The organism is Actinomadura sp. NPDC000600 (assembly GCF_040492135.1).
Classification (GTDB): domain Bacteria; phylum Actinomycetota; class Actinomycetes; order Streptosporangiales; family Streptosporangiaceae; genus Spirillospora.
Genome location: NZ_JBEUPD010000027.1, coordinates 1 through 25,854 on the forward strand (window position 1 = coordinate 1; position 25,854 = coordinate 25,854).

Genomic DNA, 25,854 nt, shown 5'->3' on the forward strand with positions numbered 1-25,854 from the left:
GCCCCCGTCCGCGACCAGCAGCGAGAGCGCCCGGACGGGGGCGCCGCCGCGGCCGGCGCGGGCGTCGACCTCGGCGCCGGGTTCCGTTCCGCGCGCCTGGAGGGGGCGCGCGGGGACCAGCGGGACGCGGTCCTGGCCGCGCTCCGCGCGGTCGGCCTCGGCGGCGCGCACCGCCTCGGCGACCGGGCCGGGGTGCTGGTCGCGCTCTTCGGCTTCGCGGTCACCAAGCGGGTCGGCGCGGCGGCGGCGCGCGCCATCGAGGACGGGCGGTGGGCGGCGCTGCACCTGGCGTCGGCCGCCAGCGACGTCCTCGGCCCCGAGCAGCTCGAACGGGTGCTCGCCCTGGAGGCGCCCGAAGGCGTCGACCTCACCCCCGGCGGGCCGCCGTCCGTGCTGGCGCGGTATTTGCGGCAGGTGTTCGAAGAACTGCCCCCGCCGCGCAGGCTCGCGCTGCTCCTGGACCTGTGGGAGCGGGTCGCCGAGCGCCGGATCGGGCTCGCCCGGCGGGACGCGCGCCTGGCGACGCAGAGCCGCCGCGACCGGTTCGGCGACCTGCGCGACCGCCGCCGCCACGACGAGGACGAGCGGATCGTGGCGCGGCTGCGAACCTACCTCGGGGTCGCGGAGCCCTCCCTCGCCGACGCCGCGCGCTGGATCCCCGACAAGTGGTACTGGCACGAGAGGCTCGCCCACCTCCTGCAGGACGCTCTCGGCGCCACCGCGCTGCTCCGGACCGCCGCGGCCGTCGCCGACCACGGGCTGGAGGACGGCCTTGAGCGGTCGGCTCCGGTGCTGCGCGCGGCCGCAGCCCTGACGACCGACGGGGCCGCCGGGCAGGCCGCGCGGCGGGTCCCCGGGCTGACCGGCCTCCCGGTGCGTCCCGCCGCCTACGTCCGCGACCTCGTGCGCAAGCTCGACGTGGACGGACCGAAGGACACCAGGTTCGCCGGCTACGTCAGGCCGCGCCTGGCCTGTGCACGCGACTTCGCGCTCGTCGTCGGCGATGACCTCGGACGGCTGATGCGCCAGATGATCGGAGCGCGCGACGACGTGCTGCGCGAGTGGTCGCCCAGCCTGCGGAGCTGGCGGGAGGCGGCCGGGTACGGGCGCCCGCCGGCCGAGTGGGCCGGAATCCCGCGGTGGACGGCGCCGATGCTCGGGGACGCGGAGCAGCTCCACCGCAGGCTCGCGCCCGGGGACGACCCGGCGGACGTGGAGACCGGCGCCGACCTCCTCTGGTACGCCGACCTGCTCGACGCCCTCGCCCGCCTGTACGGGCACGAGTTCGCGCAGCCCACGCCCGGCACCGGCGAGCCGTGGTTCGACCACGACCCGCCGCCGGTGGCCGAGCCGCTGACCCCGCGCCTCGACTCGATCACCGGTGCCGTCTCCGGCGCGGCGCAGCTGGTCGCCCTCGGCGGCGTCCCGCCCCGGGCGCCCCGAACGTGGGCGGCCTTCACCGCGGGCCTGATGTCGGCCACCGCGATCGCCGAGGCGCTCACCGGCGACTTCGCCGTCCCGGCGCCGCTCGCCGCGCTGGACGGCGCGGCCGTCCCCGGGACCGGCGTCCGGCTCAAGATCGCCCGTAGCGCCCGCGATGTCGCCGAATGGGCGGACTACATGGGCAACTGCATCGCCGGGCCGGTATACGTCGAGGAGGCCAGGACGGGCCGGATCGCGCTCGCGGGCCTCTACGACGCCGACGGTCTGCTGGTCGCCAACGCGGAGCTCGCTCCGCTCCGGCCCGCGTCCCGGGGCTGGCGGGTCAGCGAGATCGCCGCGAGGTTCAACGACACGCCGGACGAGGAGCTCGAACAGCGCTTCGGCGAGTGGACGGCCGCGATCCCCGGCGCCGTCGAGGACGAGGCCGCGCCGGTGCCGGACGAGCTCCCGCCGGTGCGTCCCGCCCGGCGGCGCGCCGCGCCCCGCCTCGTCGAGGAGGTCGGCCCAGCCCTCGGCGAGCTCGCGGGCCGGTCGTGGACGCGGGCCGTCCCGGCGCTCGGCGCCGTCGCCGCCGTGGCCGGCACCGGGCCGGACGCCGCGCTCGTCCGGCTGCGCCGCTTCGGCGGCGGTCCGCAGCTGACCGGGGCCGTCCGCCGCGCGCTGGACGAGGGCGCCGTCGATCTCGACGGGCTCTGGACGGCCTCGGGCCACCGCCCCCTGCGCTCCGCGCTCGACGCCCTCGACCCGGCACTGCGCGACCGCTACGACCAGCTTCCGCTCCTGCTCGGCGAGCCCCCGCTGCCGAAGGTGCTGCGCAGGCTCGTCAAGCTCCCCGCCGTCGCCGACGCCTACTCCCTCGACCTGGTCGCGCGCCGCATCCGCCGCGCGCTCGGCGTGCTCGCCCTCCAGGACGATCCGGTCATCGCCCGCGCGCTCGCCAAGCCGACGACCGAGCCGATCCTGTGCGCGCTCGCCGTCGCCGTCACCTGCGCCGCACCGGACGCCGGCCTCGTCCCCGTGATGCCGCCGCGTACCACGAGCGTCCCCGGATACCCGGCCACGGCCCTTGAGGACGAGGAGGGGCCCTGGCAGCGGGCCATGCCCGCGGCGCGCGAACTGGGCGCCGACACCACCGTGTTCTGGGACGAGATCGCCGAGCACGGCCTCCGCGTCCCGGCGTCCTGGCTCGCGCACGGCGGCTGGGCGGCGCTCTGGTCGCGCGCCCACACCCGCCGCCGCTGACCGGCGGGCCGCGGGCTACGGCCCCTGGGCGGACCGGCGGAAGATCGTGATGGAGTGCCCGACCTCGTCGATCGGCTCGCTGGAGCGGACCAGCGGCATCAGCCGGGGGTCGTTCTTCACGAGCCAGCTGTCGGAGACGACGAGCAGGCCGTGCACCCTGCCGGGCGGCGCCGTGAGCGGGTCGCCCGCGCGGATGCCGTAGTAGGACGGGACGCCGCTGCCCTTGTAGACGAGCCAGACCGGCTCGCCCGGATACCGCTCCCGCAGCCGGTCGGCGAGCCGCCCGAGGTCCTGGCCCCAGTCGACGTTGGAGTCGTGCAGGCGCAGGTGGGTCTTCGATGGCCCGCCGAACGCCTCATTGGAGTACGGCAGGTAGTACGGGAAGGTCCGCAGCGAGCTGACCGCGACGAACAGCAGCAGCGCGACCGCCGCGGCCCTGGCCCACCGCCACCGGACGAGGACCGCCCCGCCCGCCGCCACCGCCAGAAAGATCGGGACGAAGATCGCGTAGCGGGCGCCGAGGTCGCGCGACCCCGTCATCGCCGCCGCCAGCAGCACGGCCGTCGGCGCGAGAAGGTACGGCGCGGCCGGGCGCAGCCGGGGCAGCGCCGCCATGGCGGCGACGCCCGCCGCCCACAGCGCCAGCATGCCCAGCGGCGTCTTCACCAGGAGCGCGGCCGGCAGGTAGTACCAGCGGGAGCCGTGGTAGACGTCGCCGAACAGGAAGCCCGTCCAGCGCATCTCCTCGAATCCGAACTGGGCCCGCATCCCGTCCTGGAAGGGCCGGGGGAACGGCAGCCAGCCGGCGGCGAGCCCGCGCAGACCGCCGGCGGTCGGCAGGTCGGCGGGCGCCGCCCAGCGCAGCCGCGGGTCCACCGCGAGGTAGCTCGCCCACACCACCGCGACGGCCAGGACCCCGACCCCGGCCGCCGACAGGACGGCCGTCAGCACTGGGCGGCGCGACGGGCGGAACGTCCAGACCGACACCGCCGCCAGGACCACGAGCACCGGCACGGCGGGCAGCGCGCTCATCTTGGTCGCCACCGCCGCCCCGAGCGCGACTCCGGCGAGCGGCAGGTACGGCCGCGGCTTCAGCCTCGCCCGCCAGAGCAGCCACACCGACGTCAGCAGGAGGCCGGCCGTCGGGACGTCGAGCGTGGCCAGCGACCCGTGCGCGATGACGTCGGGGGAGAAGGCGTACAGGGCCAGGGCCGCGAGGCCGCCGGCGGGGCCGGCGAGGTCGCGGGCGAACGCGAAGACGACCAGCCCGAACAGCAGGGTCAGCGCGATGACGGGCAGGCGCCCGGCGAGCAGCACCCGCTGAGGGTCGTTGCCCCACCGGTACAGGAACTGCCTGCCGAACCTGTAGTCGCTCCCAGTGAAGGACGGGCGGAGGTGCGGAGCGGCGAGCACCGCCCCGGCCCCGATGACCAGCTTGCCCAGCGGCGGATGCTCGGGGTTGCGACTCAGGTCATGGGCGCGCAGGTAGGCGACGCCCGCACTGATGTAGACGGGCTCGTCGACGGTCGGGCTCTGCCGGACCGCGGTGACGGCCATCGCGGCGCCCATCTGGGCCAGCAGCGCCGCCACGACCGCCGCGAGCAGCCATCGCCGGTGCACCGCGCGGAACCGGCCCGGCTCCTTCTCGGCCGCGGACTCCGCGGGCCGTCCGGGCTCCGCGGACAGCGAGGTCACGCCGCCGCCTTCGGGCCGCGCAGGACGTCGGTCATCCTCCTCCCCTCCCCGGAGACCGCCTCCCCGATCCGCCGTCAGCCTCCGAACGCGGTCAAGAAACGGTCGCGGAACGCGCTCATCGGCCACACCGGCGTGCCTCGGCCCGGACGCAGGCCGTCCTGCCAGCCCCAGCCGGAGATCCTGTCCATGACGGCGCGGTCCTTCGCCACGACGGTGATCGGGACGTCCCGGCTAGCGCCCGGCCCGGTGATGAGCGGCGCGGGCTGGTGGTCGCCGAGGAAGACCAGCACGGTGTCGTCGTCTCCGTAGGTCTCCAGGAAGGAGACGAGCGTGTTCAGCGTGTACTCGATGGACTTGCGGTACTCGTCGCGGATCCGGCCGGCCGGCGGCCAGGGCGCGTCGTAGCCCTTGCCCATCCCGTTGAAGACCGAACCGTCCCCGACCCGGTCCCACGGGACGGGCCGCGGGATGGACGCCCACGGGGCGTGGCTCGACACCAGCGCCGTCTCCGCCATCACCGGCGCCCGGTCCTTCTTCGCCAGCTCGGTGCGCTGGAGCGTCGACAGGGTGTACTGGTCGGGCATGGTGGCGAAGCTGAAGCGCGGGCCGCGGTAGCCGAGGTTCCGGTCGTCGTAGACCTTGTCGTAGCCGTAGAAGGAAGCCTCGGGCCAGGCCCGGGTGATCGCCGGCATGAGCGCGACCGTCCGGGAGTCCGCGCGGTGGAAGGCCCCGTTCAGCGTCAGCCGGTCGCTGTTCACCAGCGCGCGGTACCGCTGCTGGTTGTTGACCCACAAGCCGGACAGCAGGGTCGCGTGCGCCAGCCAGCTGCCGCCGCCCGCCGTCGAGGACGTGAGCCACCCGCTGCGCGCGGAGAACCCCGCCTCGCGGAGCCGCCGCGACCCCTGGTCGAGGACCGCGCCGACCTGCGGCGCGTACTGCGGGCTCTCCACCGCCGACCGCCCGTAGCTCTCCACGAACGCCAGGACGACGTCCTTGCCGCGCAGCCCGGTCAGCAGCCTGTCGGGCGGCGTGTCCCGGAACCCGTCCACGGCGGCGGCCTTCGCGAACTCCTTCCGGTCGTTCAGGCTCGTCCGCACCTGCCGCGCGTGGTCGTAGGCGAGGACGGCCGCGCTCCTGGAGGCCACGGGCAGGCCGTGGACGAGCTGCGCGCCGAGCGCGGCGCAGGCGATCCAGACCGTCCCCAGCACCACGGCGGTCCACGACGCCGGACGGCGGTGCCGGACGGCCACCCGGCTCAGGCGCAGCGTCGACAGCGCCGTCAGCACGACCACGCCGACCGCGAGCGCCACCGCGAGGACCACGGCCGCGACCGCCCCCGCCTGCCCGGACGACTCCTTGACGAACTCCACCCCCGGCCCCAGCAGCGGCCAGTCGAGCACCAGGTCGAACGGCCGGACGAGGACCGCGTCGAACCCGATGTCCAGCACCTTCAGCACGAGCAGCAGCCCGAGGACGGCTCCGCCCGCCCCCGCCGCGTACCGCCTGGCCCGGGCCGGGAGCACGAGGATCAGCGCCACGCCGACCACGCCCTCGATCGGGACGCGCGCGAACGCCCCGGGGGTCAGGCGGGCGAACTCGGCCGGCGTGACCAGCGCGACCAGCACGAGCAGGAACGCCGCGCCGGTCACCGCCCGCGCCGCGACCCGCCGCCACCGCGGCCGCCCGCCCGCCTCCGGGGCGCCGCCCGCCTCCGGGGCGCCGGCCGGCACGTCCTCGTCTGTGCTCCGCTCCAAGCGGCTGTCAACGGTCAGCTCGTCCTCCCAGGTCCGGTCCCCCCGCCGCGCACGCGACACCCCAAAGCACGTCCATCCCGTGCCCACGGGTTCAAAAAGATTCCATCTTCGTGCCCCGGGATGTCGAGGACGCGGATCCGGCTCCGATCCACTGGTGAAAGGCGCCGCAGGGGCGCCCGCCAGAGGAGGCACCGGCCATGAGCAAGGTCACCTGTGACATCGGAATCTCCGTCGACGGCTTCGTCGCCGGTCCGAACCAGCGCCTGGAGGAGCCGCTCGGCGACGGCGCCGAGCGGCTGCACCGCTGGATGTTCGAGGAGCCGGAGGCCAACGCCGAGGTGATCGAGAAGATCACCTCGGCCGGGGCCTACATCATGGGGCGCAACATGTTCGGCCCCGACCGCGGCCCGACGTGGAACCCGGACTGGAGCGGCTGGTGGGGCGAGGAGCCGCCCTACCACGCGCCGGTGTTCGTGCTGACCCACCACCCGCGCGAGAGCATTCCGATGAAGGGCGGCACGACGTTCCACTTCGTCGCCGACGGGATCGAGTCGGCGATGGCCCAGGCCCGGCAGGCCGCGGGGGACAGGGACGTCTCGGTCGCCGGGGGAGCGAGCACCGTGAACCAGTACCTCGCGGCGGGCCTGATCGACGAGCTCCGCCTGCACATCGCGCCCCTCGTCCTCGGGGAGGGCGAGCGGCTGTTCGAGGGCGTCGGCGACCTGGCGCTGAAGCCCGTCGAGACGTCCCGGACGCCTCTCGTCACCCACGTGACCTACCGCGTCGGCGGCCCGCGCCGATGACCTCCAGCAGGCGGGCGACCTCGGCGGCGACCGCGTCGCGGCCGGCGGAGACGTAGCGGCGCGGGTCGACCGGAGGGGGGTCCGCGGCGAGCCGCGCGCGCACGGCGGCGGTGCACGCCTTGTTCAGCCGCGTCGCCACGTTGATCTTCGTCATGCCGTGCTCGACGGCGGCGGCGAGCCCCTCGTCCGGTACCCCCGACGAGCCGTGCAGGACCAGCGGCACCGGCACCGCCGCCCGCAGCCGCGCGACGAGCGCGAGATCGAGGACGGTGTCGCGGGCCAGCATCGCGTGGGACGTGCCGACCGCGACCGCCAGGGCGTCCACGCCCGTGGCGGCCACGTATCCGGCCGCCTCGTCCGGATCGACCAGGGCCGGCAGCGCCATTCGCACGCCCAGGTAAGGGTGCCCGCTCAGCCCCCGACCCGGCGTCCTCGACGACGCGCAGGACCCCCCCGTGGGGTGTACCGGGTGGGGCTCTTGGGGCGCGGCGCTTATTTCACGCCATGGTTCAAGGACGAAAATATTCGCGTTCGAGGGCCGTGCGAGCGCCGGATTGACCGCGCTTCCTGACAGTGCCCGAACCGCTCCGGCCGCTCCGGCCCCGATGCCTGTGGAACGTTCCGATCTCTCGACAGCGGGGGCTGACTTCACCGCCGTCCTGACTGGATCCGCGCACGTCAGAGAAGCGAATGACGGACTTCGAGCAGGTTTCCGCCAGGGTGATGACGGATGTCGAGCAGGGGTGTTACGTTCCACCGCGTGACATCGAGCATGCGACGGGCGCAGATCGTTTCGTCCCTGCGCGCCAAGGGGGCCGCCTCGGTCCGGGAACTGGCCGAGACGCTGCAGGTCAGCGAGTCCACGATCCGCCGCGATCTCGACGTGCTCGACCGCAACGGCGAGCTGCTGCGCACCTACGGGGGAGCGGCGCTGTCCCCGCGCCCGGCCGCGCCGGAGATCTCCTTCGCCGCGTCGGCCGAGCACGACAGCGCCGAGAAGGCGGCGGTCGCCGCGCGGGCGGCCGCGCTGGTCGAGGACGACATGGTCGTGGTGCTCGACATCGGCACCAGCACCCGGCTCCTCGCCCGGCACCTGCGCGGCCGGCCCGTCACCGTCATCACCGCCAACATGGCCGTGCTCGACGAGCTGCGCGACGACGAGGCCGTCCGGCTGTGCCTGCTCGGCGGCGTCCTGCGGCGCAACTACCTCTCGCTCGTCGGGTCGCTCACCGAGACCGCGCTCCGCCAGGTCCGCGCGGACCTGGTGTTCCTGAGCTGCACGGGGGTGCGGCCGGACGGCCACGTCATGGACGACATGGAGGTCGAGACGCCGATCAAGCAGGCGATGCTGGAGTCCGCGGACCGGGTGGTGCTGGTCGCCTCCGAGGCCAAGTTCCCCGGCACCGGCTCGCTGCGGGTGTGCTCGCTCGACCGGATCGACGCGCTGGTCACGACGGCGGGGGCCGACCCCCGGACTCTGGAGGTCTGCCGCGAGGCGGGCGGGAAGGTGTACATCGCATGAAGCTGGCCATTCTCGGCGGTGGCGGGTTCCGGGTGCCGTACGTGTACCAGGCCCTGCTGCGCGACCCCGGCTCCCCGCGCATCGAGGAGGTCTGGCTCCAGGACTCCGATCCCGGCCGCCTCGCGGGCATGGCCGCGGTCCTCGCGGCGCTCGCGGACGGCTTCGAGGACGCCCCCCGCGTGTTCACCAGCACCGGGCCGGACGAGGCGCTGGAGGGGTCCGACTTCGTCTTCTCCGCCGTCCGGGTGGGCGGCCTGCGGGGGCGGGTGTGCGACGAGCGCGTCGCGCTGGACCTGAACGTCCTCGGCCAGGAGACCACCGGCCCCGGCGGGATCGCCTACGGGCTGCGCACCATCCCCGTGATGCTCGACATCGCGCATCGCGTGAAGGCCCTCGCGCCGGACGCCTACGTCATCAACTTCACCAACCCCGCCGGGATGATCACCGAGGCGATGCAGGGCGTGCTCGGCGACCGGGTGCTCGGCATCTGCGACACCCCCTCGGGCCTCGGCATGCGGGTCGCGGCCGCGCTCGGCCTCGACCCGGACCGCGTCCAGATGGACTACGTCGGCCTGAACCACCTCGGCTGGATGCGCCGCGTCCTGCACGACGGCGTGGACGTCCTGCCCCGCCTGCTCGCCGACGACGACCTGCTCGGATCGCTGGAGGAGGGCGTGGTCTTCGGCCGCGAGTGGCTGCGCGACCTCGGTCTGATCCCCAACGAGTATCTCTACTACTACTACTTCAACCGGGAGGCGGTCCGCGCCACCCTGGACGCGCCGCAGACGCGCGGCGAGTTCCTGCTCAAGCAGCAGGAGGCGTTCTACGAGCGGATCGCGGCGGCCTCCGGCGGCGCGGCCATGGAGATGTGGCGCGAGACCGTCGCCTCCCGCAGCGCGAGCTACATGGCCGAGATGAAGGGCGCGCCGACCGGCGAGGCGCTCGACGACCACTCCGGGATCGACCCGGCCGACGAGGGCTACGCCAGGGTCGCGCTGAACGTGATGGCCGCGATCAGCCGCGACGAGCCCGCCAGCATGATCCTCAACGTGCGGAACGGCTCGACCGTCGCCGCGCTCCCTCCGGACGCGGTCGTCGAGGTGCCCGTCACCGTCGACGCCGGCGGCGTCCACCCGCACCCCCTCGATCAGCCCGACCTGCACCAGGCCGGACTGATGCAGCAGGTCAAGGCCGTCGAGCGGCTGACCATCGGCGCGGCCGTGACCGGCTCGCGGACCGACGCCGCCAAGGCCTTCGCCCTGCACCCCCTGGTCGACTCGGCGCGGATCGGCCGGCAGCTGCTCGACGGCTACATCGACCGGATCCCCGAGGTCGCCGCCGTCTTCTCCCGTGAGGAGTCGTCGTCATGACAGTGGAAACCCTGGACGGCAGCCCGCCGGTGGACCGCCCGGCGCCCGGCGGCGCCGCGGCCCCGGGGCAGCCGCCCGAGCCGTCCATGGCCGACCCCTGCACCGAGCGCGTCCCGGCGGGCGCGCTGCTGCGCGGCGGCGAGGCACCCGGCCCCGCCCCCGAGCTGGACGTCTTCCTGAGCGGCCAGGTCTTCATGGACATGATCTTCACCGGGCTGCCGGGGCTGCCGCCGCCCGGGACCGAGGTGTTCACCGAGGGGCTCGGCTCGGCGCCAGGCGGCGCCGCCAACATCGCGGTGGCGATGAGCCGGCTCGGCCTGCGGGTCGGGCTCGCGGCCCCGTTCGGCGACGACATGTTCGGCTCCTACCTGTGGCGGACGCTCGCCGAGCAGGAGGGCATCGACCTCGGGCACTCCCGCCGGATCAAAGGCTGGCCGACCCCGGTGACGGTGTCGCTGGCCTACGACTCCGACCGCAGCATGGTCACCTACGCCATGCCCCTGCCGGACCTCGATCCGGGCGAGACGGGCGACGCGGAGGCGGTGCTCGGCTCCCCGCCGCCGGCCGCGCGCGCCTGCTTCATCGACATCGAGCATCCGGTGCCGGGCTGGGCGAAGGAGATGCGGCGGTCGGGCGCCGCGGTGTTCGCCGACATCGGCTGGGACGCCACCGAGACGTGGTCCAGCGAGGTCCTCGACCGGCTGGAGCACGTGGACGTGTTCCTGCCGAACGCGGTGGAGGCCATGGCCTACACCCGCACGAGCACGCCGGAGGACGCGGCCCGCGTCCTGTCCGAGCGGGTCCCCGTCGTCGTCGTGAAGCGCGGCGGCGCGGGCGCCATCGCGATCGACTCCGCGACGGGGGAGGTCGCCGAGACCGACGCGCTGCCGGTGCGGCCGCTCGACGCGACCGGCGCCGGCGACGTGTTCGGCGCCGGGTTCCTGTTCGGCACGCTCGCCGGGCTTCCGCTGCCGGAGCGGCTGCGCTTCGCCAACCTGTGCGCGGGCCTGTCGGTCCGGCACCGCAGCGGATCGCTCGGCGCGCCGTGCTGGGGGGAGATCGCCGCGTTCGGCGAGTCCGGCGAGGTGCCCGAGTCCGTCCTCGAACCGTACGCCTTCGTCGTGGACTTCATCCCCGACTCGGCGACCGACACCGTCGTCAGGGCCGAGCCCACCCTCCGGGCCGACCTCTAGCGCGCCGTCCCCCGACCGGCGCGCACACAGCAGTCCAGGAACGAGTAAGGGAGCCGCAGGAATGCCGACACTGACGAGGCGAGGGGCGGCCGCGGCGGTCGCGGCCCTCGCGACCGTGCTCGCCGCGGCGTGCGCACCGGGCTCGTCCGGCGACGAGCCGGAGAGCAAGGCGCCCGCCGCGGTGAACACCGACGTGGCCAAGGCCGGGAACGTGACCCTGACCGTCTGGGACCAGGAGGTCCAGGGCGGTCAGAAGAAGCAGATCGAGGAACTGAACAAGCGGTTCCAGGCCAAGTACCCCAACGTGAAGATCAACCGGGTGTCGCGGTCGTTCAGCGACCTGCAGAAGACGCTCCGGCTCGCGCTGTCGGGAAGCAACCCGCCCGACGTCGTCGAGGCCAACCAGGGCTACGGGTCCATGGCGCAGTACGTCAAGGCCGGGATGCTCCTCCCGCTCGACTCCTACGACCAGGTCTACGGGTGGCGCAAGCGCTATCCGAAGGGCCTGACGGACCTGAACAGCGTCACCAAGGACGGCAAGCTCATCGGGTCCGGCAACCTGTACGGCATCTCGCTGAACGGTGAGATCGTCGGCCTCTACTACAACAAGGAGAAGCTGGCGAAGCTCGGCGTCCAGCCGCCGAAGACCTGGGCGGAGTTCGACCAGGCGCTCGCCACGGCCAAGGGCAAGGGCGAGGTCCCGATCGCGTTCGGCAACCTGGAGAAGCTGCCCGCGATGCAGCTCTACGGCATCCTCCAGGACGGCGCGACCGACAAGGAGGCCGTCCGCAAGCTCGTGTTCGGCAGCGGCGGCTCCTGGACGGACGCCCCGAACGTCCAGGCGGCGCAGAAGCTCGCCGACTGGTCGAAGAAGGGCTACCTCACCAAGGACGCCAACGCCGTCAAGTGGGACGACACCCCGGTGAACTTCGCCAAGGGCGACGGCGTGTTCATGTTCGGCGGCACGTGGTGGGCGTCCGAGCTGAACGACAAGATGAAGGACAAGGTCGGCTTCATGCTGCCGCCCGCGGCGCAGGCCGGCGCGCCGACGGCCACGATGGGCGGCGAGAGCCTGCCCTGGTCGATCACCTCGAAGAGCAAGAACCCGGACGTCGCCGCCGCCTACATCAACTTCATCACCTCCCCCGAGGCGATGGACGTCTCCGTCGAGACCGGCAACCTCCCGGCGCTCGCGGCGCCCTCCAAGCAGCCGGCCGAGCCGCTGCTGAAGGAGGTGTCGGCGGCCTGGGCCGAGCTGAGCAAGAACGACGGCATCACCCCCTACATCGACTACGCGACGCCGACCTTCGCCGACGCGTTCGGGGGGCCGCTCCAGGAACTCGTCGCCGGACGCAAGCCCGCCGACGAGGTCATGAAGGCGGCGCAGGACGACTACTCCGCCTTCCAGAAGAAGAAGTAGGCGCCGGGCACGCACGCCTCCGGCCGCGCCTCACCCGCGGCGCGGCCGGAGGCGGGCGGCGCCGTGACGCACGACCAAGGAGCCCGCACATGACGACCGTCGCGCGGCGAAAGACCTCGAAGACCGGGCGCGAGGCCTCCGCCTCCCGGGCGGCGCGGCCGGAGGGCCGGTCCGCCTCCGTCCCTCCGGGGGAGCCCGGCCGGATCGGCTGGCTGTACGCCCTCCCGGCCCTGCTGGTCTACGGGATGTTCCTGCTCTGGCCGCTGGCGCGGGGAGCGCAGTTCTCCCTCTACCACTGGGACGGCCTGGGCGAGGCGACGTGGGCGGGGTTGTCCAACTACACCGCCACCTGGTCGGACCCGTCGCTGCGCGGTGCGTTCGGGCACCTGCTCGTCCTCGTGCTCTTCTACTCCGTGCTGCCGTGCTGCATCGCGTTCGTGCTGGTCGGCGCCATGTCGCGGACGAAGATCCGCGGCCTGACGTTCTTCCGGACGGTGCTGTTCCTGCCGCAGGTCGTCGCGATGGTGGCGGTGGCCGTGGCATGGCGGTGGGTGTACTCCACCGACGGGCCGGTCAACACCGTCCTCGGCTGGCTGCACGCCCTCGGCCTCCCGGACTGGCGGCACGGCTGGCTCGGCGACTTCACCTTCGCGCTGCCCGCGATCGGGGTCGTCGGGACGTGGGTCGGGATCGGCCTGGCGATGGTGCTGTTCCTCGCCGGGGTGCAGAAGATCCCGCGGGAGCTGTACGAGGCCGCGCGGATCGACGGCGCCGGGGCCGTCCGGGAGTTCCTCGCCGTCACCCTGCCGGGGCTGCGGCGCGAGCTGGCGGTGGCCCTCACCCTGACCACCATCATGGCGGTCCGCAACTTCGACCTCATCTACATGGCCACCTCGGGCGGGCCCGGCGACGCGACGAAGGTCCCCGCCTACGAGGTCTACAACCGCACGTTCAACACCGGTGAGGTCGGCCTCGGCTGCGCGATCGGCGTCACGCTGGCGGTGCTGGCGTTCGCCGTCACGGCCGGCGTCCGCCGCCTCGTGGAAGGGAAGGGCGCATGAACGTCCGGGCGGAACGGTTCGCCAACCACGCGATCCTGGTCCTCTTCTCGGTCATCGCGGTGTTCCCCATGATCGGGATCGTCGCGCAGGCGCTCCAGCTGCCGCACGCGGACCTGTCCACCTTCGGCACCGCGTGGCGCGAGGGGCACTTCGCGACCTACCTGCGGAACAGCGTCATCGTCACCGCCGTCACCGTCGTCGCGGCCGGGGTGCTGTCGATCATGGCGGGGTACGCGCTCGGCACCATGCGGTTCCGCGGCTCCGGCGCGCTGTTCCTGGTGTTCGTCGCCGGGCTGACCATCCCGACCGAGGCCATCGTCGTGCCGCTGTACTTCGACCTGCGCTCGGCGGGGCTCGACAACACCTACGCCGGCCTCATCCTCCCGCAGGTGGCCATGTCGGTGGCCTTCGGCACGTTCTGGATGCGCGCCTACTTCCGCAGCGTCCCGCGCTCGCTGCTGGAGGCCGCGCGCATCGACGGCGCGTCCAGCTGGACGACGCTGTGGCGCGTGCTGGTGCCGGTCGGCCGCCCGGCCATCCTCACCATGCTGCTGCTCACCACCATGTGGACCTGGAACGAGTTCCTGCTCCCGCTGGTGATCGTCAACTCCGACGAGGCGCTGCGCACCGCACCGCTCGGGCTGTCCTTCTTCCAGGGCACCCACAAGACCGACTACTCGCTGCTCATGGCGGGCGCGCTGATCATCGCCGCGCCCATCGTGATCGTCTATGTCTTCCTGCAGCGCCAGTTCATCGCAGGAATGCTCTCGGGGGCCATCAAGGAGTAGGGAAAGAACAGGAGAGTTCATGCGAAGACTCGCCCTACCCGCAGTCCTGTCCGCCGCACTCGCGGCCATGTCCGTCGCCTTCACGGCCCCGCCCGCACAGGCGGCCGGCCCCGGCGGCACCGATTCGTCCGATGGCCGGCTCGACGTCCTGTTCGTCGGGGCGCACCCCGACGACGAGGCCGGCGCGCTGTCGACCCTCGGCCAGTGGAACGAGTACGACAAGGCGAAGGTCGGCGTCCTCACCGTCACCCGCGGCGAGGGCGGCGGCAACGCCTCCGGCACCGAGGAGGGCCCGGCGCTCGGGCTGCTCCGCGAGAACGAGGAGCGCCGCGCCGTCGGCAAGGCCGGCGTCACCGACATCCACTACCTGGACAAGGTCGACTTCTACTACACGGTGAGCACGCCGCTCACCGCCGAGACCTGGGACCACGACAAGAGCCTGGAGAAGGTCGTCCGGCTCGTCCGCGAAACGCGGCCCAAGGTGATCGTCACCATGGTCCCCGCGCCCCTCCCGGGCCAGCACGGCAACCACCAGCAGGCCGCGCGGCTCGCGACCGAGGCCTACTTCGCCGCCGCCGACCCGAAGGCCTACCCCGCGCAGCTGAGCCGCGAGGGGCTGAGCACCTGGGCGCCGGGACGCCTGTTCCAGACCGGCGGAGCGTCGGGGCCCGCCGGCTCCGGCTGCGCTGCCCAGGGGACGCCGTCCGCCGCGGCGTCGCTCACCTACGGGGTGTGGGGAGGCCGCGCGTCCGCGCGCAACGGGGGCAGGACGTGGGCGCAGGTGGAGCGCGAGGCCCAGCGGACGTACGTCAGCCAGGGCTGGGGCGGCTTCCCGGACGTCCCGTCCGACCCGGCCCAGATCGGGTGCGACTACTACCGGCAGATCCACAGCCGGGTCCCGTTCACGCTCGGGAACACCGACCCGGCCGCGATGCTGGAGGGCGCGCTGATGCCCGCCCAGGGAGGCCTCCCGCTCGGCAGCCGCTTCTCGCTGACGACGGACGCGTTCGGCGTCACCGCGGGGCGGTCCTTCAAGGTGACCGCGCACGCGAGCTCGCCGAAGCGGCTGGGGGCGGCGAAGGCGACGCTCTCGGTGCCGGCCGGTTGGAACGTGACAGGCTCCGGTGACCTGGGGTCGGTCGGCCAGGACGAGCGGACGGCGACCTTCACCGTCACGCCGCCGTCCGGCGTCAAGGCCGGCCGCGCGCAGCTCTCGGCGACACTGTCCGCCGGGGCCGCCAGGGGCCAGACCGCCACGTCGGTGGAGGTCCGGCCCGCCGTCACCGGCGTGCTGGAGCCGCTGCCCCGCGTGTCGGACTTCGACACCTGGGCGGACAAGACGGGCGTCCCGGCACTGACCGGGCAGGTGAAGCGGGTGCTCACGCTGGCGTCCGGCGCGTCCCGCCAGGTGCGCGTGGACCTGTCCAACACGACCGCCTCGGCGCAGACCGGCACGGTCAAGCTGGGCCTCCCCGCGGGCTTCACCGCCGACGCCGCGTCCAAGCCCTACACCCTCGACGCGGGCAAGACCGGTTCGGCCGTCTTCACCGTCACCAACACCGACACGTCGCTGCCCACCTCCAACGAGGGCGGCAACGGCGGCGACTACGACCTGACCATCACCACGACCTCCTCCTCGGGCGAGGACGACGTCCAGAACGGAGCCCTGGAGCTGGTCCCCACGGCCGAGCTCCCGAAGGCGGCGACCGCTCCCGCGGTCGACGGCAAGGAGTCGCCCGGCGAGTACCCGGGGCCCGAGCTGAACCTGTCCCGGCGCTGGGAGGGGTCGGCGTGTGAGTCCGCCGACGACTGCTCGGCCACCGGCAAGGTCACCTGGACCGACAAGGCGCTGCACGTGCTGGTCAAGGTCCGCGACGACAAGCAGGGCACGGTCCTCGGCGCCGACGACTGCAAGCGGCACTGGCGCACCGACTCGGTCGAGATCGGAATCGACCCGCGCGGCGACTCGGAGAACACCTCCACCACGTTCAAGACCGGCATCTTCCCCAAGATGTCGGACGGGAAGCCGTGCTTCGAGCGCGACGCGGACGCGCGCCAAGGCCCGGGTGAGGAGACCGCGCCCGGCATGCGGGTCGCCTCCACGGTCGCCGACCCCTACGACGGGTACGTCATCGAGGCGGAGATCCCCTTCACGGCGCTGCCGACCGCGGTGGACCCGCGGCGCATGGGCCTGAACGTCTTCGTCTACGACTCCGACACCCAGGACAAGACCGGCCAGACCCGGATCGGCTGGTCGACCTGGAACGGCGTCCAGGGCGACCCGTACCGGTGGGGCCTCGTGTCCCTGCCCGGCCACACCCCGCCGGCGGGGATGCCGACCACGCCTCCGCCGCCGGTCATGCCGACGGACGCGACCCGGTCGGTGAACGCCCCCGAGTCGATCATCCAGGCGGTGCGCACGGGCGTCCCGCTGGCCGCGGGGCCCGCGGCGCCGCGCTCGGACACCGCGAGCATCGCCGGGCGGCCGTCGGTCTCCGGCGGCTCGACCACCGTCAAGCTGTTCGCGACGGGGCCCGGCACCGCGCACGTCCACGTGTGGGACGGCAAGCTTCTCGGCACGAAGGAGGTCGAGATCCGCAAGGCCGGGCTCACCACCGTGACCGTGCCGGGCGCATCCGGCACCCTCACGATGGCCTTCGAGGCCGCGAAGGGAGGGACGGCGAGCGGCGCCGTCCGCCTGACGGGCTGAGGTGACACCGCCGGGCCGGGGGAGCGGATCCGCCCCCCGGCCCGGCGGCATTTCCACCGGGCCGCGTTGAACTCCGTCCCGCCGGGGCGCGTACCCCCACGCGTAGATCGACACCCCGGAACCGGGAGGGTTCATGAGGCGCCGGAAGAGCGTGAGGAACAGTCGGCTGCGCACCGCGGTCACCACGACCGCGGTGGCGGCCGGATCCGCCGGCCTCCTGGCCGGCTCGCTGTACGTCGTGCACGCCCAGGGACGGTCCGGCGGGCAGGAGGCGAGACTCGCGGGCGACGCCCAGGCGGGCCGCAGGACCGCCGCGCCCGCCACAGGGCAGGCGGCCGCGCGGGCCGCCAGGATCGCCGACCGGCTCGGCGACCGCACGACCGGCGCCTACGTCGACTCCTCGGGACGCCCCGTCGTCACGGTCACCAACGCCACCGACGCCGCCGCCGTGCGCGCGGCCGGCGCCGTCCCGAAGATGACGCGGCGCAGCCCGGCGACGCTCAGGCGGATGACCGGCGCGCTGCAGCGCGCGGTGGCGGACATCCCCGGCACCGGCTGGGCCGTCGACCCCGCGACGTCCAAGGTCACGGTGTGGACCGACGACACGGTCACCGGCGCGCGGATGGCCGCCGTCCAGCGCACCACCGGCCGGATGGGGGCGGCGGTCCGGATGGTCCGCATCCCGGGCAGGCTGCAGACGTTCGCCCTCGGCGGCGACGCCATCTTCGGCCAGGGCGCGCGCTGCTCGCTCGGCTTCAACGTCAAGCGCGCCCAGCAGGACTTCTTCATCACCGCCGGGCACTGCGGCAACGAGATCCAGAACTGGGCCGCTGACCAGCAGGGCGCCGAGGCCCTCGGCACGACCGTGGAGAGCGACTTCCCCGGCAACGACTTCGCGCTCGTCCAGACCGAGCAGGGCGCCGCGGGGCAGAGCGCGGTGAACCTCTACAACGGCCAGGCCCAGCAGATCACCGAGGCCGGCGAGGCCGTGGTCGGCCAGCGCGTGTTCCGCAGCGGCAGCACGACCGGCGTCCACTCCGGCAGCGTCACCGCCACGAACGCCACCGTGAACTTCGCCGAGGGCACCGTGACCGGCATGATCCAGACGACGGTGTGCGCGGAGCCGGGCGACAGCGGCGGCCCCCTCTTCGCCGGGAGCACCGCCCTCGGCCTCACCTCGGGCGGGTCGGGCGACTGCCAGAGCGGCGGCGTGACCTTCTTCCAGCCCGTCACCGAGGCCCTCCAAGTCTTCGGTGCCCAAATCGGTTGACAGCCGCGTCGAAGAATCCCGGGCCGGATCCGGCCTGGGATTCTTGACGGGTGCAGTTGACGGGGATTAACCACAAGGCGCACGATTTCTCCCTACGTATGGGGGGAATTCATGAAGCGCGCCTTTCTTGTTGTGCTGACATCCGTCGCGCTCCTGCCGCTCGGCGCCTGCGAGGCGAAGGACGCCCCGGTCGAGGCGAGCCCGTCGAAAGCCGCGGCGAGCGCGCCCCCGTCCACCGGCGCGAGCGCGGGCGCCGCGGCCACTCCGACGGCGACGAAACGCACGGTCACGGAAAGACGGAAGATCCCGTTCAAGACGAGAAAGGTGAACGACGCGACCCTGGCCAAAGGGACCACCAAGGTGCGTACTCGCGGGGTCGCCGGTATCAGGACCCTCACCTATGAGGTCACCATCGCCAATGGCGCCGAGACGGACCGGAAACTGATTCGCGCGGTGGTCACCAGGCGCGCGGTCACCCGCGTCGTCGCCGTGGGCACGAAGCGGGCGCGGCGGTGCGACCCCAACTACACCGGCGCGTGCGTGCCGATCGCGAGCGACGTCGACTGCGCGGGCGGCAGCGGCGACGGCCCCGGCTACGTGGCAGGTCCCGTCCGCGTCGTGGGCAGCGACATCTACGACCTCGACCGTGACGGCGACGGCATCGCCTGCGACACCTGAGCCCTGAATCGGATGACAACGAGCGGATCGGCTGAAAGGCTGAGCGCGCACCGTTTTCGGGGTGCCTTCAGGGACAGCGAGGAGGCGACGGTACGTGACCGTCTCAATGGTGAAAGGCCAGCGGATATCGCTGGAGAAGCCCGGCGGTGCGCTCAGCATGGTCCGCATGGGCCTCGGATGGGACGCGGTGAAGAAGAAGGGCTTCTTCGGCTCCCGTGAGCGGGAGATCGACCTCGACGCGTCCTGCGTCCTGTTCGCCGACGGGAACCTCGCCGACGTCGTCTACTTCGGCAAGCTCGTCAGCGACGACGGCTCGGTCCGGCACACCGGCGACAACCTCACCGGGGCGGGCGACGGAGACGACGAGTCGGTCATCGTCGACCTGGCCAGGCTGCCCGTGCACGTCACCTCGCTGGTGTTCACCGTCAGCTCCTTCAACGGGCAGACGTTCAACGAGGTGGAGAACGCCTTCTGCCGGCTGGTCAACGAGATGGACGGCAGTGAGCTGGCCCGCTACACGCTGACCGGCGGCGGCGCGCACACCGCCATGGTGATGGCCCGCCTCTACCGGCACGGCGACGCCTGGAAGATGAACGCGATCGGCGAGCCGTGCCACGGCCGCACCTTCCAGGACATGCTGCCGACGATCATCGGTCTCGCCTGACCGCCGATGGCCGAACTCTCGCCCGGCGCCAACGCCGCGCTGCCCGCCCGCCGCGTGGTCGCCACCGCGTCCTGCGCCGTCCCCGTCGACGTCAGCGCCCTCGTCGTGGGGCCCGACCTGCGGGTGCGCTCCGACGCCGACCTGGTGTTCTACAACGCGCCCGAGGCGCCGGGCGTGCGCTGGACCGGCGACGGCCGCCAGCGCGTCGACGTCGACCTCGACGCGGTCGCCGCCGACGCCGCGGCGGTGCTGATCGCGGTCAGCCTGACCGGCGCGACCACCTTCGGCACGATGCCGCCGCCCCGGCTCGACCTCACCACCGGCACCGGCGAGCCGCTCGTCGCGTTCACCGTCCCGGGCCTGGGCCCGGAGCGGGCCATCATCGGGCTCGAGCTCTACCGCCGCGACGGCCGCTGGAAGGTGCGGGCCGTCGGCCAGGGCTACGCCGGCGGCCTGGCGGAGCTGCTGGAGGCGCACGGCATCGAGGTCGACGACCCCGGCGAACCGGAGCCCGCCCCCGCCGTCGGCCCGCCCCAGCAGCACGCGGGCCCGCCGCCCCCGATACCGCCCTCCACGGTTCCGCCCCCCGCAGGCCCGCCCCCGGCGGATTCGCGCCCCCCGGCCGCGCCGCCCGCCAGCGAGGTCGGCTACGTCGAGCGCTGCTGGCTCGTCTGGGAGGACGCCAGCCGCTCGCTGGCGGCCTTCCACTCGTCCACCGAGCACGCGCTCGTCCTCCGCAACGAGGAGATCGCCGGACGCAAGCCGCCCGGCGGCTTCCAGCGGCTCATGGAGGCGGCCAACGAGCGGCTCCGCGCCGACACCGCGCAGCTCCGCGACGAGCTGGCCCGGGTGGAGCCGCAGGTCACCCCCGAGGTCGCGCCCTTCGACGCGCCGTCCTGGCTCACCTGGCAGCCCCGCGCCGACCTGGCCGAGGGCATGCTGCTGGGCCGCCTGTCCGCCGCCGAGCTGCCCGGCCTCCAGGTGCCGCTCGTCCTGCGGCTGCCGTGGCGGCGCGCCATGTGGATCTCGCAGGGCGTCATGCCGGGCGACTCGGCCGCCTACGCGTGGTCGCTCGTGACGCGGTTCCTGGCGGCCGTCCCGCCGGGCGTCGTGGGCCTGGAGGTCATCGACGCCGCGGGCCTGTCGGGCGCCGGCTGGCTGCACGGCTTCGACCCCGCCACGACCGCCCGCCTGCTGGGCGGCGGCGTGGCGATCGGCACGGGCGCCGCCGAGCGCATGCGCCGCCTCCTCGACCTGGTCGACCTGCGCCGGATCGGCGGCGACGACGGCCCGGCCGCCGGCCCGCCGCTGCGGCTGGTCGTCGTCCTCGACGCGGGCGCCGCGCTCGACGGCGAGCAGTCGCACCACCTCCTGCGCCTGGTCGAGGACGGCCCGCTGGCCGGCGTCCCGGTGATCCTGGTGGAGACCGACACGCCCGCGACGGAGTCCGTGCGCGCGATGCGCGTCCGGCAGTCCTGCAACGACCTCCCGTCGAGCGCGAACTCCATCGCCGACTCGTGGGTGGGCGCCGAATGGACGCTGACCCCCGACGTGCTCCCGGACACCCAAGGCGGCACCAGACCCCCGGCCCTCTTCACCCACGTCCTCGGCGTCCACGCCCGCGCCAGCACCACGCCCTAGTCCGAACCAGGCCGCTCAGATCCAGCCCATCTCGGACGGCTGGGGGAAGCCACGGTAAAGGACGCCGTAGGCGGTGAGCATGGCGAAGGCAGGCGCGAAGGCGGGGAGCAGGACGCGGCCGAGGCAGTGCCGAGTCCGCCAGCCGTAGACGGTGAAGGCGGCGGCAACGACGATGCCCATTAAGCCGGTGGTTCCTTCGATGGAATTGGTCGTCCACGTGAGGGAGACCCCGAGGGCGAGCGGGAGATAGAGCGGGCTGCTCGGCGGAGGCATGCGAGCGAGCCCGATGGCAAGGGTCGCGAAGACGAGGGCAGTTCCGGCGTACCAGAGATAGTGGCCGACGGTCTCGTCCCAGAGATGGGCGGTGGGCCCGGGGTCGGCGTTGTAGACGGAATTGGCCGCGAGATGGATGCCGTGGCCTTCGGTATAGGTGATGGCGCCCACGAGATAGAGCGCCCACGCGCGGGGGCGCGCGTGGGCGCAGTGAAGGGTGGCCGCAGCGGCGAGCAGCACGGTGTAGGGCGTGAGGATGTCGATCCAGTCGGCCCAGCGGGTGTGCCCGACGCCGCCGAGCGGCGCGAGAGCGAACCCCTGGTGATGGACGACCGTGTAGAGGGCGGCGGTGGCGACGAGCCATCGCCGAGGGTGTGAGCGTCCCGGGGTGATGATCACCCCCGGCAATGTAGACCTTTCACCGCCCGGGCCCGCCGGCTCAGGCGTGCGTGCCGGACATCTCCCAGGGCGCCTGCGGCAGGACGTCACCGGTCTCCAGCAGCGACTTGAGGTTCGCCAGGACGGCCGGCCACCCCTCCGAGATGCCCTTGAGCATCTCCGTGTTGGGGAGGTTCTCGTGGGTCACGGTGAGACGGACGATGTCGTGGTGCGGCTCGACGAGGAAGGTGACGACCGAAGGGTCCCGGGGCGGCTCGACGCCGGCGGAGTCCTCGAAGGTGATGACCAGGCGCGTCGGCGGCTCCGCCTCGAGCACGCGCCCGACGACGTCGACCGCGCCCGACCCGTCCGTGCGCCGGTGCTCCCAGTCAGAGCCCGGCTGCCAGTCCGAGACGTTGGCGTGCCCCCAGTAGCGCGCCGTCAGGTCCGCGTCGGTGAGGGCTCGCCACACCTGCTCCGCCCCGGCGCGGATGTAGGTGACGTAGACGTAGGTGGGCACGGCAGTGGTCTCAACAGTCATGGCGTACTCCTCTGCTCGGTCTCTGATGGCGCTGAGCGCTCGCAGGCGCGGCCTGTCGAACTCGGATATCCAGCGCTCCTCGATCTCGTGGATCGGTGCCGGATTGAGGTAGTGGAGCCGTTCCCGCCCCCGCCGCACGACGGTCACGAGCCCGGCCCCCACCAGCACGTCCAGATGCTGCGTCGCCGACTGCCGCGCCATGTCCAACCGCTCGCACAACTCCCGCAGCGTCTGCCCGTTCCGCTCCCGCAACCGGTCGAGCAGCAGCCGCCGCGTAGGGTCCGCCAACGCCCTGAACACCGAGTCCATCGCTCCCGCATCACCATCCACACCCTCATTATGCAGGCATCCACCTGCATATCGTCAAGCGTGCCCCTGAACGCGGGGTTGACCTGTGAAGACGTGGGTGAGGTCGCCGACCCTGCCGGGCAACAGGGCCGGGGAGCCGGTGCCGATCGATGGCGTGGCCGGGACGGGCCGCCGTCAGGCCCGCTCGTCCGTCCGGACGAGGCCGTGGCGGTGGGCGGCGGTGGCGGCCTGGAGGCGGCCGGTGACACCGAGTTTGGCGAGGATGCTGGAGACGTGGGTTCCCGCGGTCTTGACCGAGATGAACAGCTCCTCGGCGATCTGGCGGTTGGTACGGCCCGCGGCGAGCAGGTCGAGCACCTGCCGCTCGCGGGGAGTCAGGCCGAAGTCCCGCGCCGCGCCCCCGGTGTCCGGTTCGCCGGCAGGGGGGCCGGGGGAGACGCGGGCCAGTCGGGCGAGCCGTTCGATGCGGGCGCGCAGCGGGGGTGCGGACAGCCGGTCCTCCAGGGAGGCGGCCCGGAGCAGGTGTTCGGCGACCGAGGCTCGCGCTCCGGTCTCCGCCGCCGCCTCGGCGGCCCGGAGCAGCGCCAGGGCCTCGGCGTGGGGCCGGCCTAGGTCGGCCCAGGCGGCCGCGACGCGGCCCCACAGGTCCGGGCGCCGTGTCTCCGCGGTGAAGGCGAGCCGGTGGGCCCGCTGGACCGGGCCGATGACCGGCAGTCGGGACGCCGTCCCGTCCAGGCCGGGGACGCCCGCGCGGGCCCCGGCCTCGACCAGCGGCCAGAGATAGCGCGAGCCGCTTTCGATCTCCGTCGCCTCCAGCGCCCGCTCGACGAGGCGCCCGGCCTCCGGCGGCCGCCCCAGGGCGAGATGCAGCTCCACCTCCAGGTGCGTCAGCAGTAGGCGGTCCTGGGCGTAGGCGGTGCCCCGGGTGAAGACCTCGCGCGCGTACTCGGAGCAGGTCACGGCCAGTGGCGTGTCGCCCCGGGCCAGGGCGATCGTCCCGCGGAGGACCAGCAGGTAGGCGTGCAGGCCGGGGCTCGGCGCGTGTCCGAGCGCGTGCTCGATCGTCTCGTTCGCCTCGTCCCAGCGGCCCAGCGCCGTGAGCGCCTCGGCGAGGTTGCCGGCGTGCGCGGGGCCGGACGTTCGGGACAGCCCGGCCTCGGCCGCGGCGCGCAGACCCCGCCGGGCCACCGCGGCGGCCTCCTCGTACCGTCCGAAGCCCTGGAGCAGGTCCGCTTCGCAGCGAAGGGCGTGCATGAGGGAGCCGTGGTCGCCGAGGTCGCCGGCCTCGGCCCGAGCGGCGGTGATGCGCGGCAGCCGCCCGTCGATGTCGCCTGCCCGGGCCTCGGCGTAGGCGAGGTTGACGGCGGCCGTGATCTGGGGGCCGCGCTCGTCGCCGGCCCGCGCCGCCGCCAGCGCCTCACGTGCGGTCGCGCGGGCCTCCTCGTCGCGCGGGACGGCGAGGAGGCGGTCGGTCAGCGTGTTGAGGACGGCCGCGCGGGCCCCGTCGTGCGGCGGCATGAGCCTCGCGGCTTCCCGGAGATCGGCCAGGTCGCCCGGCCGGCCGAGGGCGAAGCGCAGTTCGCCGCGGCACAGGAGCAGGTGGCCGGTGCGGACCGCGTCCGGGTTCTGCGCGAGCGCCGTGTCGACCAGTTCCATGGCGCGGACCGCCTCTCCCGCCGCCATACCCGCCCGGACCGCCTCGTCGACCACCTCGGCGCGGCGGGCCCCGATCCGGTCGGCGGCGTCCGGGACGCGATCCCACAACTCCAGGACCCGGCCGAGCATGTGCAGCCGCTCGGCGTGGGTCGGCGACGTCCGGGCCTCGACGGCGGCGCGCCAGGAGGCCGCGAGCGCCTGGACCGGGCGGCGCCTGGAGGCGTACCAGTGGTGGGCCGACTCGACCGCCGCGCGGCCGTCCGGTGCGAGGGCCGGATCCGCCTCGATCGCGTCGGCGTAGCGCACGTGCAGCAGGGTCCGCTCGCCGGGCAGGATGTCGTCGTAGACGGCCTCCTGCACCAGCGCGTGCCGGAACGCGTACGCGTCCTCTCTGACCAGCATGAGATTCGACCGCACCGCGGGACGCAGCGCGTCCGTCAGCGACGCGTCGTCGAGGCCGGTGACGGCGCAGAGCAGCGCGTGGTCGACGTGGACACCGCCCGCCGCAGCGGCGCGCACGGCCCCCTTGGTGCGGTCGGGCAGCGGTTCGAGCGGCGCGACCAGCAGGTCGCGGACGGACTCCGGTACCGGCGCGCCGATACCGGACGACAGGACCTCCACGAACAGCGGGTTGCCGGCGCTGCGCCGGATCACCTCGTCGGCGAGCGCCGTGTCCGGCCGGCGGCCGAGGATGCCGCGCAACTGCGCGACGACGGCCTCGGCGGCGAGCCGGTCGAGCTCGAACCTGGTCACCCATGCCAGCCGGTCCAGCTCGGCCAGCAGGCGGCGCAGCGGGTGGGACCGCGGGAGCTGGTCGCTGCGGTGGACGGCGATCAGCAGCAGGCCCGGAACGGTGTGCTGGTTGCGGACGAGGAAGCCAAGGAGCTCCCGGCTCGATCCGTCCGCCCAGTGCACGTCCTCCAGGACCAGCACCACGGGGCGGTGCTCGGCCAGGCCGGCGAGGAGTCCGAGGAACTCCTCGAAGAGGCGGGCTCGGGCCATGCCGAGGCCGTCGTCGCCGCAGGGGCCCAGCACGGGGAGCAGGCGCCCCAGCTCCCTCGCCTCGCCCTGGGGCAGCAGGCCGGCGACCCCGTCCCTGCCGAGCTCGCGCACCAGGCCGCGCAGGACGGCCGTGAACGGCGCGAACGCGAGCCCGTCCGCACCGAGTTCCACGCACCCTCCATGGAGGACGAGCGCCCGGCCCCCGAGCCCCGCGGTGAACTCGGCCACGAGCCGGGACTTGCCGGCACCGGCCTCCCCGCCGATGAGCACCGCGCCCGGAGACCCCTGCGAGACCCCGGCGAAGATCTCGCCGAGCAGCGCCAGCTCCTGGTCTCGGCCCACGAACACGGGGCTCACCGGACGCGCGTACACGTCCCCAGACTTCCAGATGGGGATCCCGAAGCGGAAACCTCGGGATGCCGGACAGGGCATCCGCCCGAT

General features: G+C 73.7%; 19 protein-coding genes. 13 read left to right on the forward strand and 6 right to left on the reverse strand.

Annotated elements, in window-relative coordinates; translation table 11 throughout:
- On the forward strand, positions 1-2,685 hold a 2,685-nt coding region (locus ABWI07_RS31015; protein WP_353820695.1), incomplete at its 5' end, for a hypothetical protein.
- A gap of 15 nt (positions 2,686-2,700) precedes the next feature.
- Here ABWI07_RS31015 and ABWI07_RS31020 read toward each other — a convergent pair.
- Together ABWI07_RS31020 and ABWI07_RS31025 are read right to left on the reverse strand one after the other, a co-directional pair.
- The gene (locus ABWI07_RS31020) at positions 2,701-4,380 is read right to left on the reverse strand and encodes an ArnT family glycosyltransferase (RefSeq protein WP_353820696.1); all 1,680 of its coding nucleotides are present in this window, start codon (positions 4,378-4,380) and stop codon (positions 2,701-2,703) included.
- A 74-nt stretch (positions 4,381-4,454) separates the two neighbouring features.
- Positions 4,455-6,134 carry an alkaline phosphatase family protein gene (locus ABWI07_RS31025; protein WP_353820697.1) on the reverse strand — a complete coding sequence of 560 codons (1,680 nt, stop codon included), beginning with the start codon at positions 6,132-6,134 and terminating at the stop codon, positions 4,455-4,457.
- Between the two features lie 197 nt (positions 6,135-6,331).
- Here ABWI07_RS31025 and ABWI07_RS31030 point away from each other — a divergent pair, with 197 nt between their 5' ends.
- The gene (locus tag ABWI07_RS31030) at positions 6,332-6,937 is read left to right on the forward strand and encodes a dihydrofolate reductase family protein (RefSeq protein WP_353820698.1); all 606 of its coding nucleotides are present in this window, start codon (positions 6,332-6,334) and stop codon (positions 6,935-6,937) included.
- Here ABWI07_RS31030 and ABWI07_RS31035 read toward each other — a convergent pair.
- On the reverse strand, positions 6,897-7,322 hold the full coding sequence (locus ABWI07_RS31035; RefSeq protein WP_353820699.1) for a class II fructose-bisphosphate aldolase: 426 nt from the start codon (positions 7,320-7,322) through the stop codon (positions 6,897-6,899). The two genes, ABWI07_RS31030 and ABWI07_RS31035, sit on opposite strands and share 41 nt — an antisense overlap.
- A gap of 375 nt (positions 7,323-7,697) precedes the next feature.
- Between ABWI07_RS31035 and ABWI07_RS31040 the strand changes: the two genes are divergently transcribed.
- From ABWI07_RS31040 to ABWI07_RS31090, 11 genes are all read left to right on the forward strand, one after another.
- Positions 7,698-8,459 carry a DeoR/GlpR family DNA-binding transcription regulator gene (locus tag ABWI07_RS31040; protein ID WP_353820700.1) on the forward strand — a complete coding sequence of 254 codons (762 nt, stop codon included), beginning with the start codon at positions 7,698-7,700 and terminating at the stop codon, positions 8,457-8,459.
- On the forward strand, positions 8,456-9,829 hold the full coding sequence (locus tag ABWI07_RS31045) for a 6-phospho-beta-glucosidase (RefSeq protein ID WP_353820702.1): 1,374 nt from the start codon (positions 8,456-8,458) through the stop codon (positions 9,827-9,829). Before ABWI07_RS31040 ends, ABWI07_RS31045 begins: the two co-directional genes overlap by 4 nt.
- Positions 9,826-11,022 carry a carbohydrate kinase family protein gene (locus ABWI07_RS31050; RefSeq protein ID WP_235037252.1) on the forward strand — a complete coding sequence of 399 codons (1,197 nt, stop codon included), beginning with the start codon at positions 9,826-9,828 and terminating at the stop codon, positions 11,020-11,022. Before ABWI07_RS31045 ends, ABWI07_RS31050 begins: the two co-directional genes overlap by 4 nt.
- Before the next feature lie 61 nt (positions 11,023-11,083).
- A complete protein-coding gene (locus tag ABWI07_RS31055; RefSeq protein ID WP_353820703.1) occupies positions 11,084-12,442 on the forward strand; it encodes an extracellular solute-binding protein in 1,359 nt (452 codons plus the stop codon).
- An 89-nt stretch (positions 12,443-12,531) separates the two neighbouring features.
- Positions 12,532-13,503: a carbohydrate ABC transporter permease gene (locus tag ABWI07_RS31060; protein ID WP_353820704.1), complete on the forward strand. Its 972-nt coding sequence runs from the start codon at positions 12,532-12,534 to the stop codon at positions 13,501-13,503.
- Positions 13,500-14,291, forward strand: a complete 792-nt coding sequence (locus ABWI07_RS31065; RefSeq protein WP_149263274.1) for a carbohydrate ABC transporter permease — start codon at positions 13,500-13,502, stop codon at positions 14,289-14,291. The genes ABWI07_RS31060 and ABWI07_RS31065 overlap by 4 nt, the downstream gene beginning before the upstream one ends.
- Positions 14,292-14,310: 19 nt before the next feature.
- Positions 14,311-17,001, forward strand: a complete 2,691-nt coding sequence (locus ABWI07_RS31070; protein ID WP_353820705.1) for a sugar-binding protein — start codon at positions 14,311-14,313, stop codon at positions 16,999-17,001.
- Positions 17,002-17,152: 151 nt separating this feature from the next.
- Positions 17,153-18,271 carry a S1 family peptidase gene (locus ABWI07_RS31075; RefSeq protein ID WP_353820707.1) on the forward strand — a complete coding sequence of 373 codons (1,119 nt, stop codon included), beginning with the start codon at positions 17,153-17,155 and terminating at the stop codon, positions 18,269-18,271.
- 111 nt (positions 18,272-18,382) lie between these two features.
- Positions 18,383-18,949, forward strand: a complete 567-nt coding sequence (locus ABWI07_RS31080) for a G5 domain-containing protein (protein ID WP_353820709.1) — start codon at positions 18,383-18,385, stop codon at positions 18,947-18,949.
- Positions 18,950-19,043: 94 nt separating this feature from the next.
- A complete protein-coding gene (locus ABWI07_RS31085) occupies positions 19,044-19,613 on the forward strand; it encodes a TerD family protein (RefSeq protein WP_149263278.1) in 570 nt (189 codons plus the stop codon).
- A 6-nt stretch (positions 19,614-19,619) separates the two neighbouring features.
- Positions 19,620-21,254 (forward strand): TerD family protein, encoded by a 1,635-nt coding sequence (locus ABWI07_RS31090; protein ID WP_353820710.1) that lies wholly within the window; start codon positions 19,620-19,622, stop codon positions 21,252-21,254.
- 15 nt (positions 21,255-21,269) lie between these two features.
- On the opposite strand, the gene ABWI07_RS31095 is transcribed toward ABWI07_RS31090, so the two are convergent.
- The 3 genes from ABWI07_RS31095 to ABWI07_RS31105 form a co-directional block, all read right to left on the reverse strand.
- The gene (locus tag ABWI07_RS31095; protein ID WP_149263280.1) at positions 21,270-21,926 is read right to left on the reverse strand and encodes a hypothetical protein; all 657 of its coding nucleotides are present in this window, start codon (positions 21,924-21,926) and stop codon (positions 21,270-21,272) included.
- Positions 21,927-21,966: 40 nt separating this feature from the next.
- Entirely contained in the window at positions 21,967-22,776 is an 810-nt protein-coding gene (locus tag ABWI07_RS31100) for an ArsR/SmtB family transcription factor (protein ID WP_353820711.1), read from the reverse strand.
- Positions 22,777-22,929: 153 nt separating this feature from the next.
- On the reverse strand, positions 22,930-25,770 hold the full coding sequence (locus tag ABWI07_RS31105) for a helix-turn-helix transcriptional regulator (RefSeq protein WP_353820712.1): 2,841 nt from the start codon (positions 25,768-25,770) through the stop codon (positions 22,930-22,932).
- Positions 25,771-25,854 lie beyond the last annotated feature (84 nt).

Coding starts and splice junctions, on each gene's coding strand:
- ABWI07_RS31030 (WP_353820698.1), top strand. CDS start 6,332: ATGAGCAAGGTCACCTGTGACATCGGAATCTCCGTCGACGGCTTCGTC.
- ABWI07_RS31035 (WP_353820699.1), bottom strand. CDS start 7,322: ATGGCGCTGCCGGCCCTGGTCGATCCGGACGAGGCGGCCGGATACGTG.
- ABWI07_RS31045 (WP_353820702.1), top strand. CDS start 8,456: ATGAAGCTGGCCATTCTCGGCGGTGGCGGGTTCCGGGTGCCGTACGTG.
- ABWI07_RS31050 (WP_235037252.1), top strand. CDS start 9,826: ATGACAGTGGAAACCCTGGACGGCAGCCCGCCGGTGGACCGCCCGGCG.
- ABWI07_RS31055 (WP_353820703.1), top strand. CDS start 11,084: ATGCCGACACTGACGAGGCGAGGGGCGGCCGCGGCGGTCGCGGCCCTC.
- ABWI07_RS31060 (WP_353820704.1), top strand. CDS start 12,532: ATGACGACCGTCGCGCGGCGAAAGACCTCGAAGACCGGGCGCGAGGCC.
- ABWI07_RS31065 (WP_149263274.1), top strand. CDS start 13,500: ATGAACGTCCGGGCGGAACGGTTCGCCAACCACGCGATCCTGGTCCTC.
- ABWI07_RS31070 (WP_353820705.1), top strand. CDS start 14,311: ATGCGAAGACTCGCCCTACCCGCAGTCCTGTCCGCCGCACTCGCGGCC.
- ABWI07_RS31080 (WP_353820709.1), top strand. CDS start 18,383: ATGAAGCGCGCCTTTCTTGTTGTGCTGACATCCGTCGCGCTCCTGCCG.
- ABWI07_RS31090 (WP_353820710.1), top strand. CDS start 19,620: ATGGCCGAACTCTCGCCCGGCGCCAACGCCGCGCTGCCCGCCCGCCGC.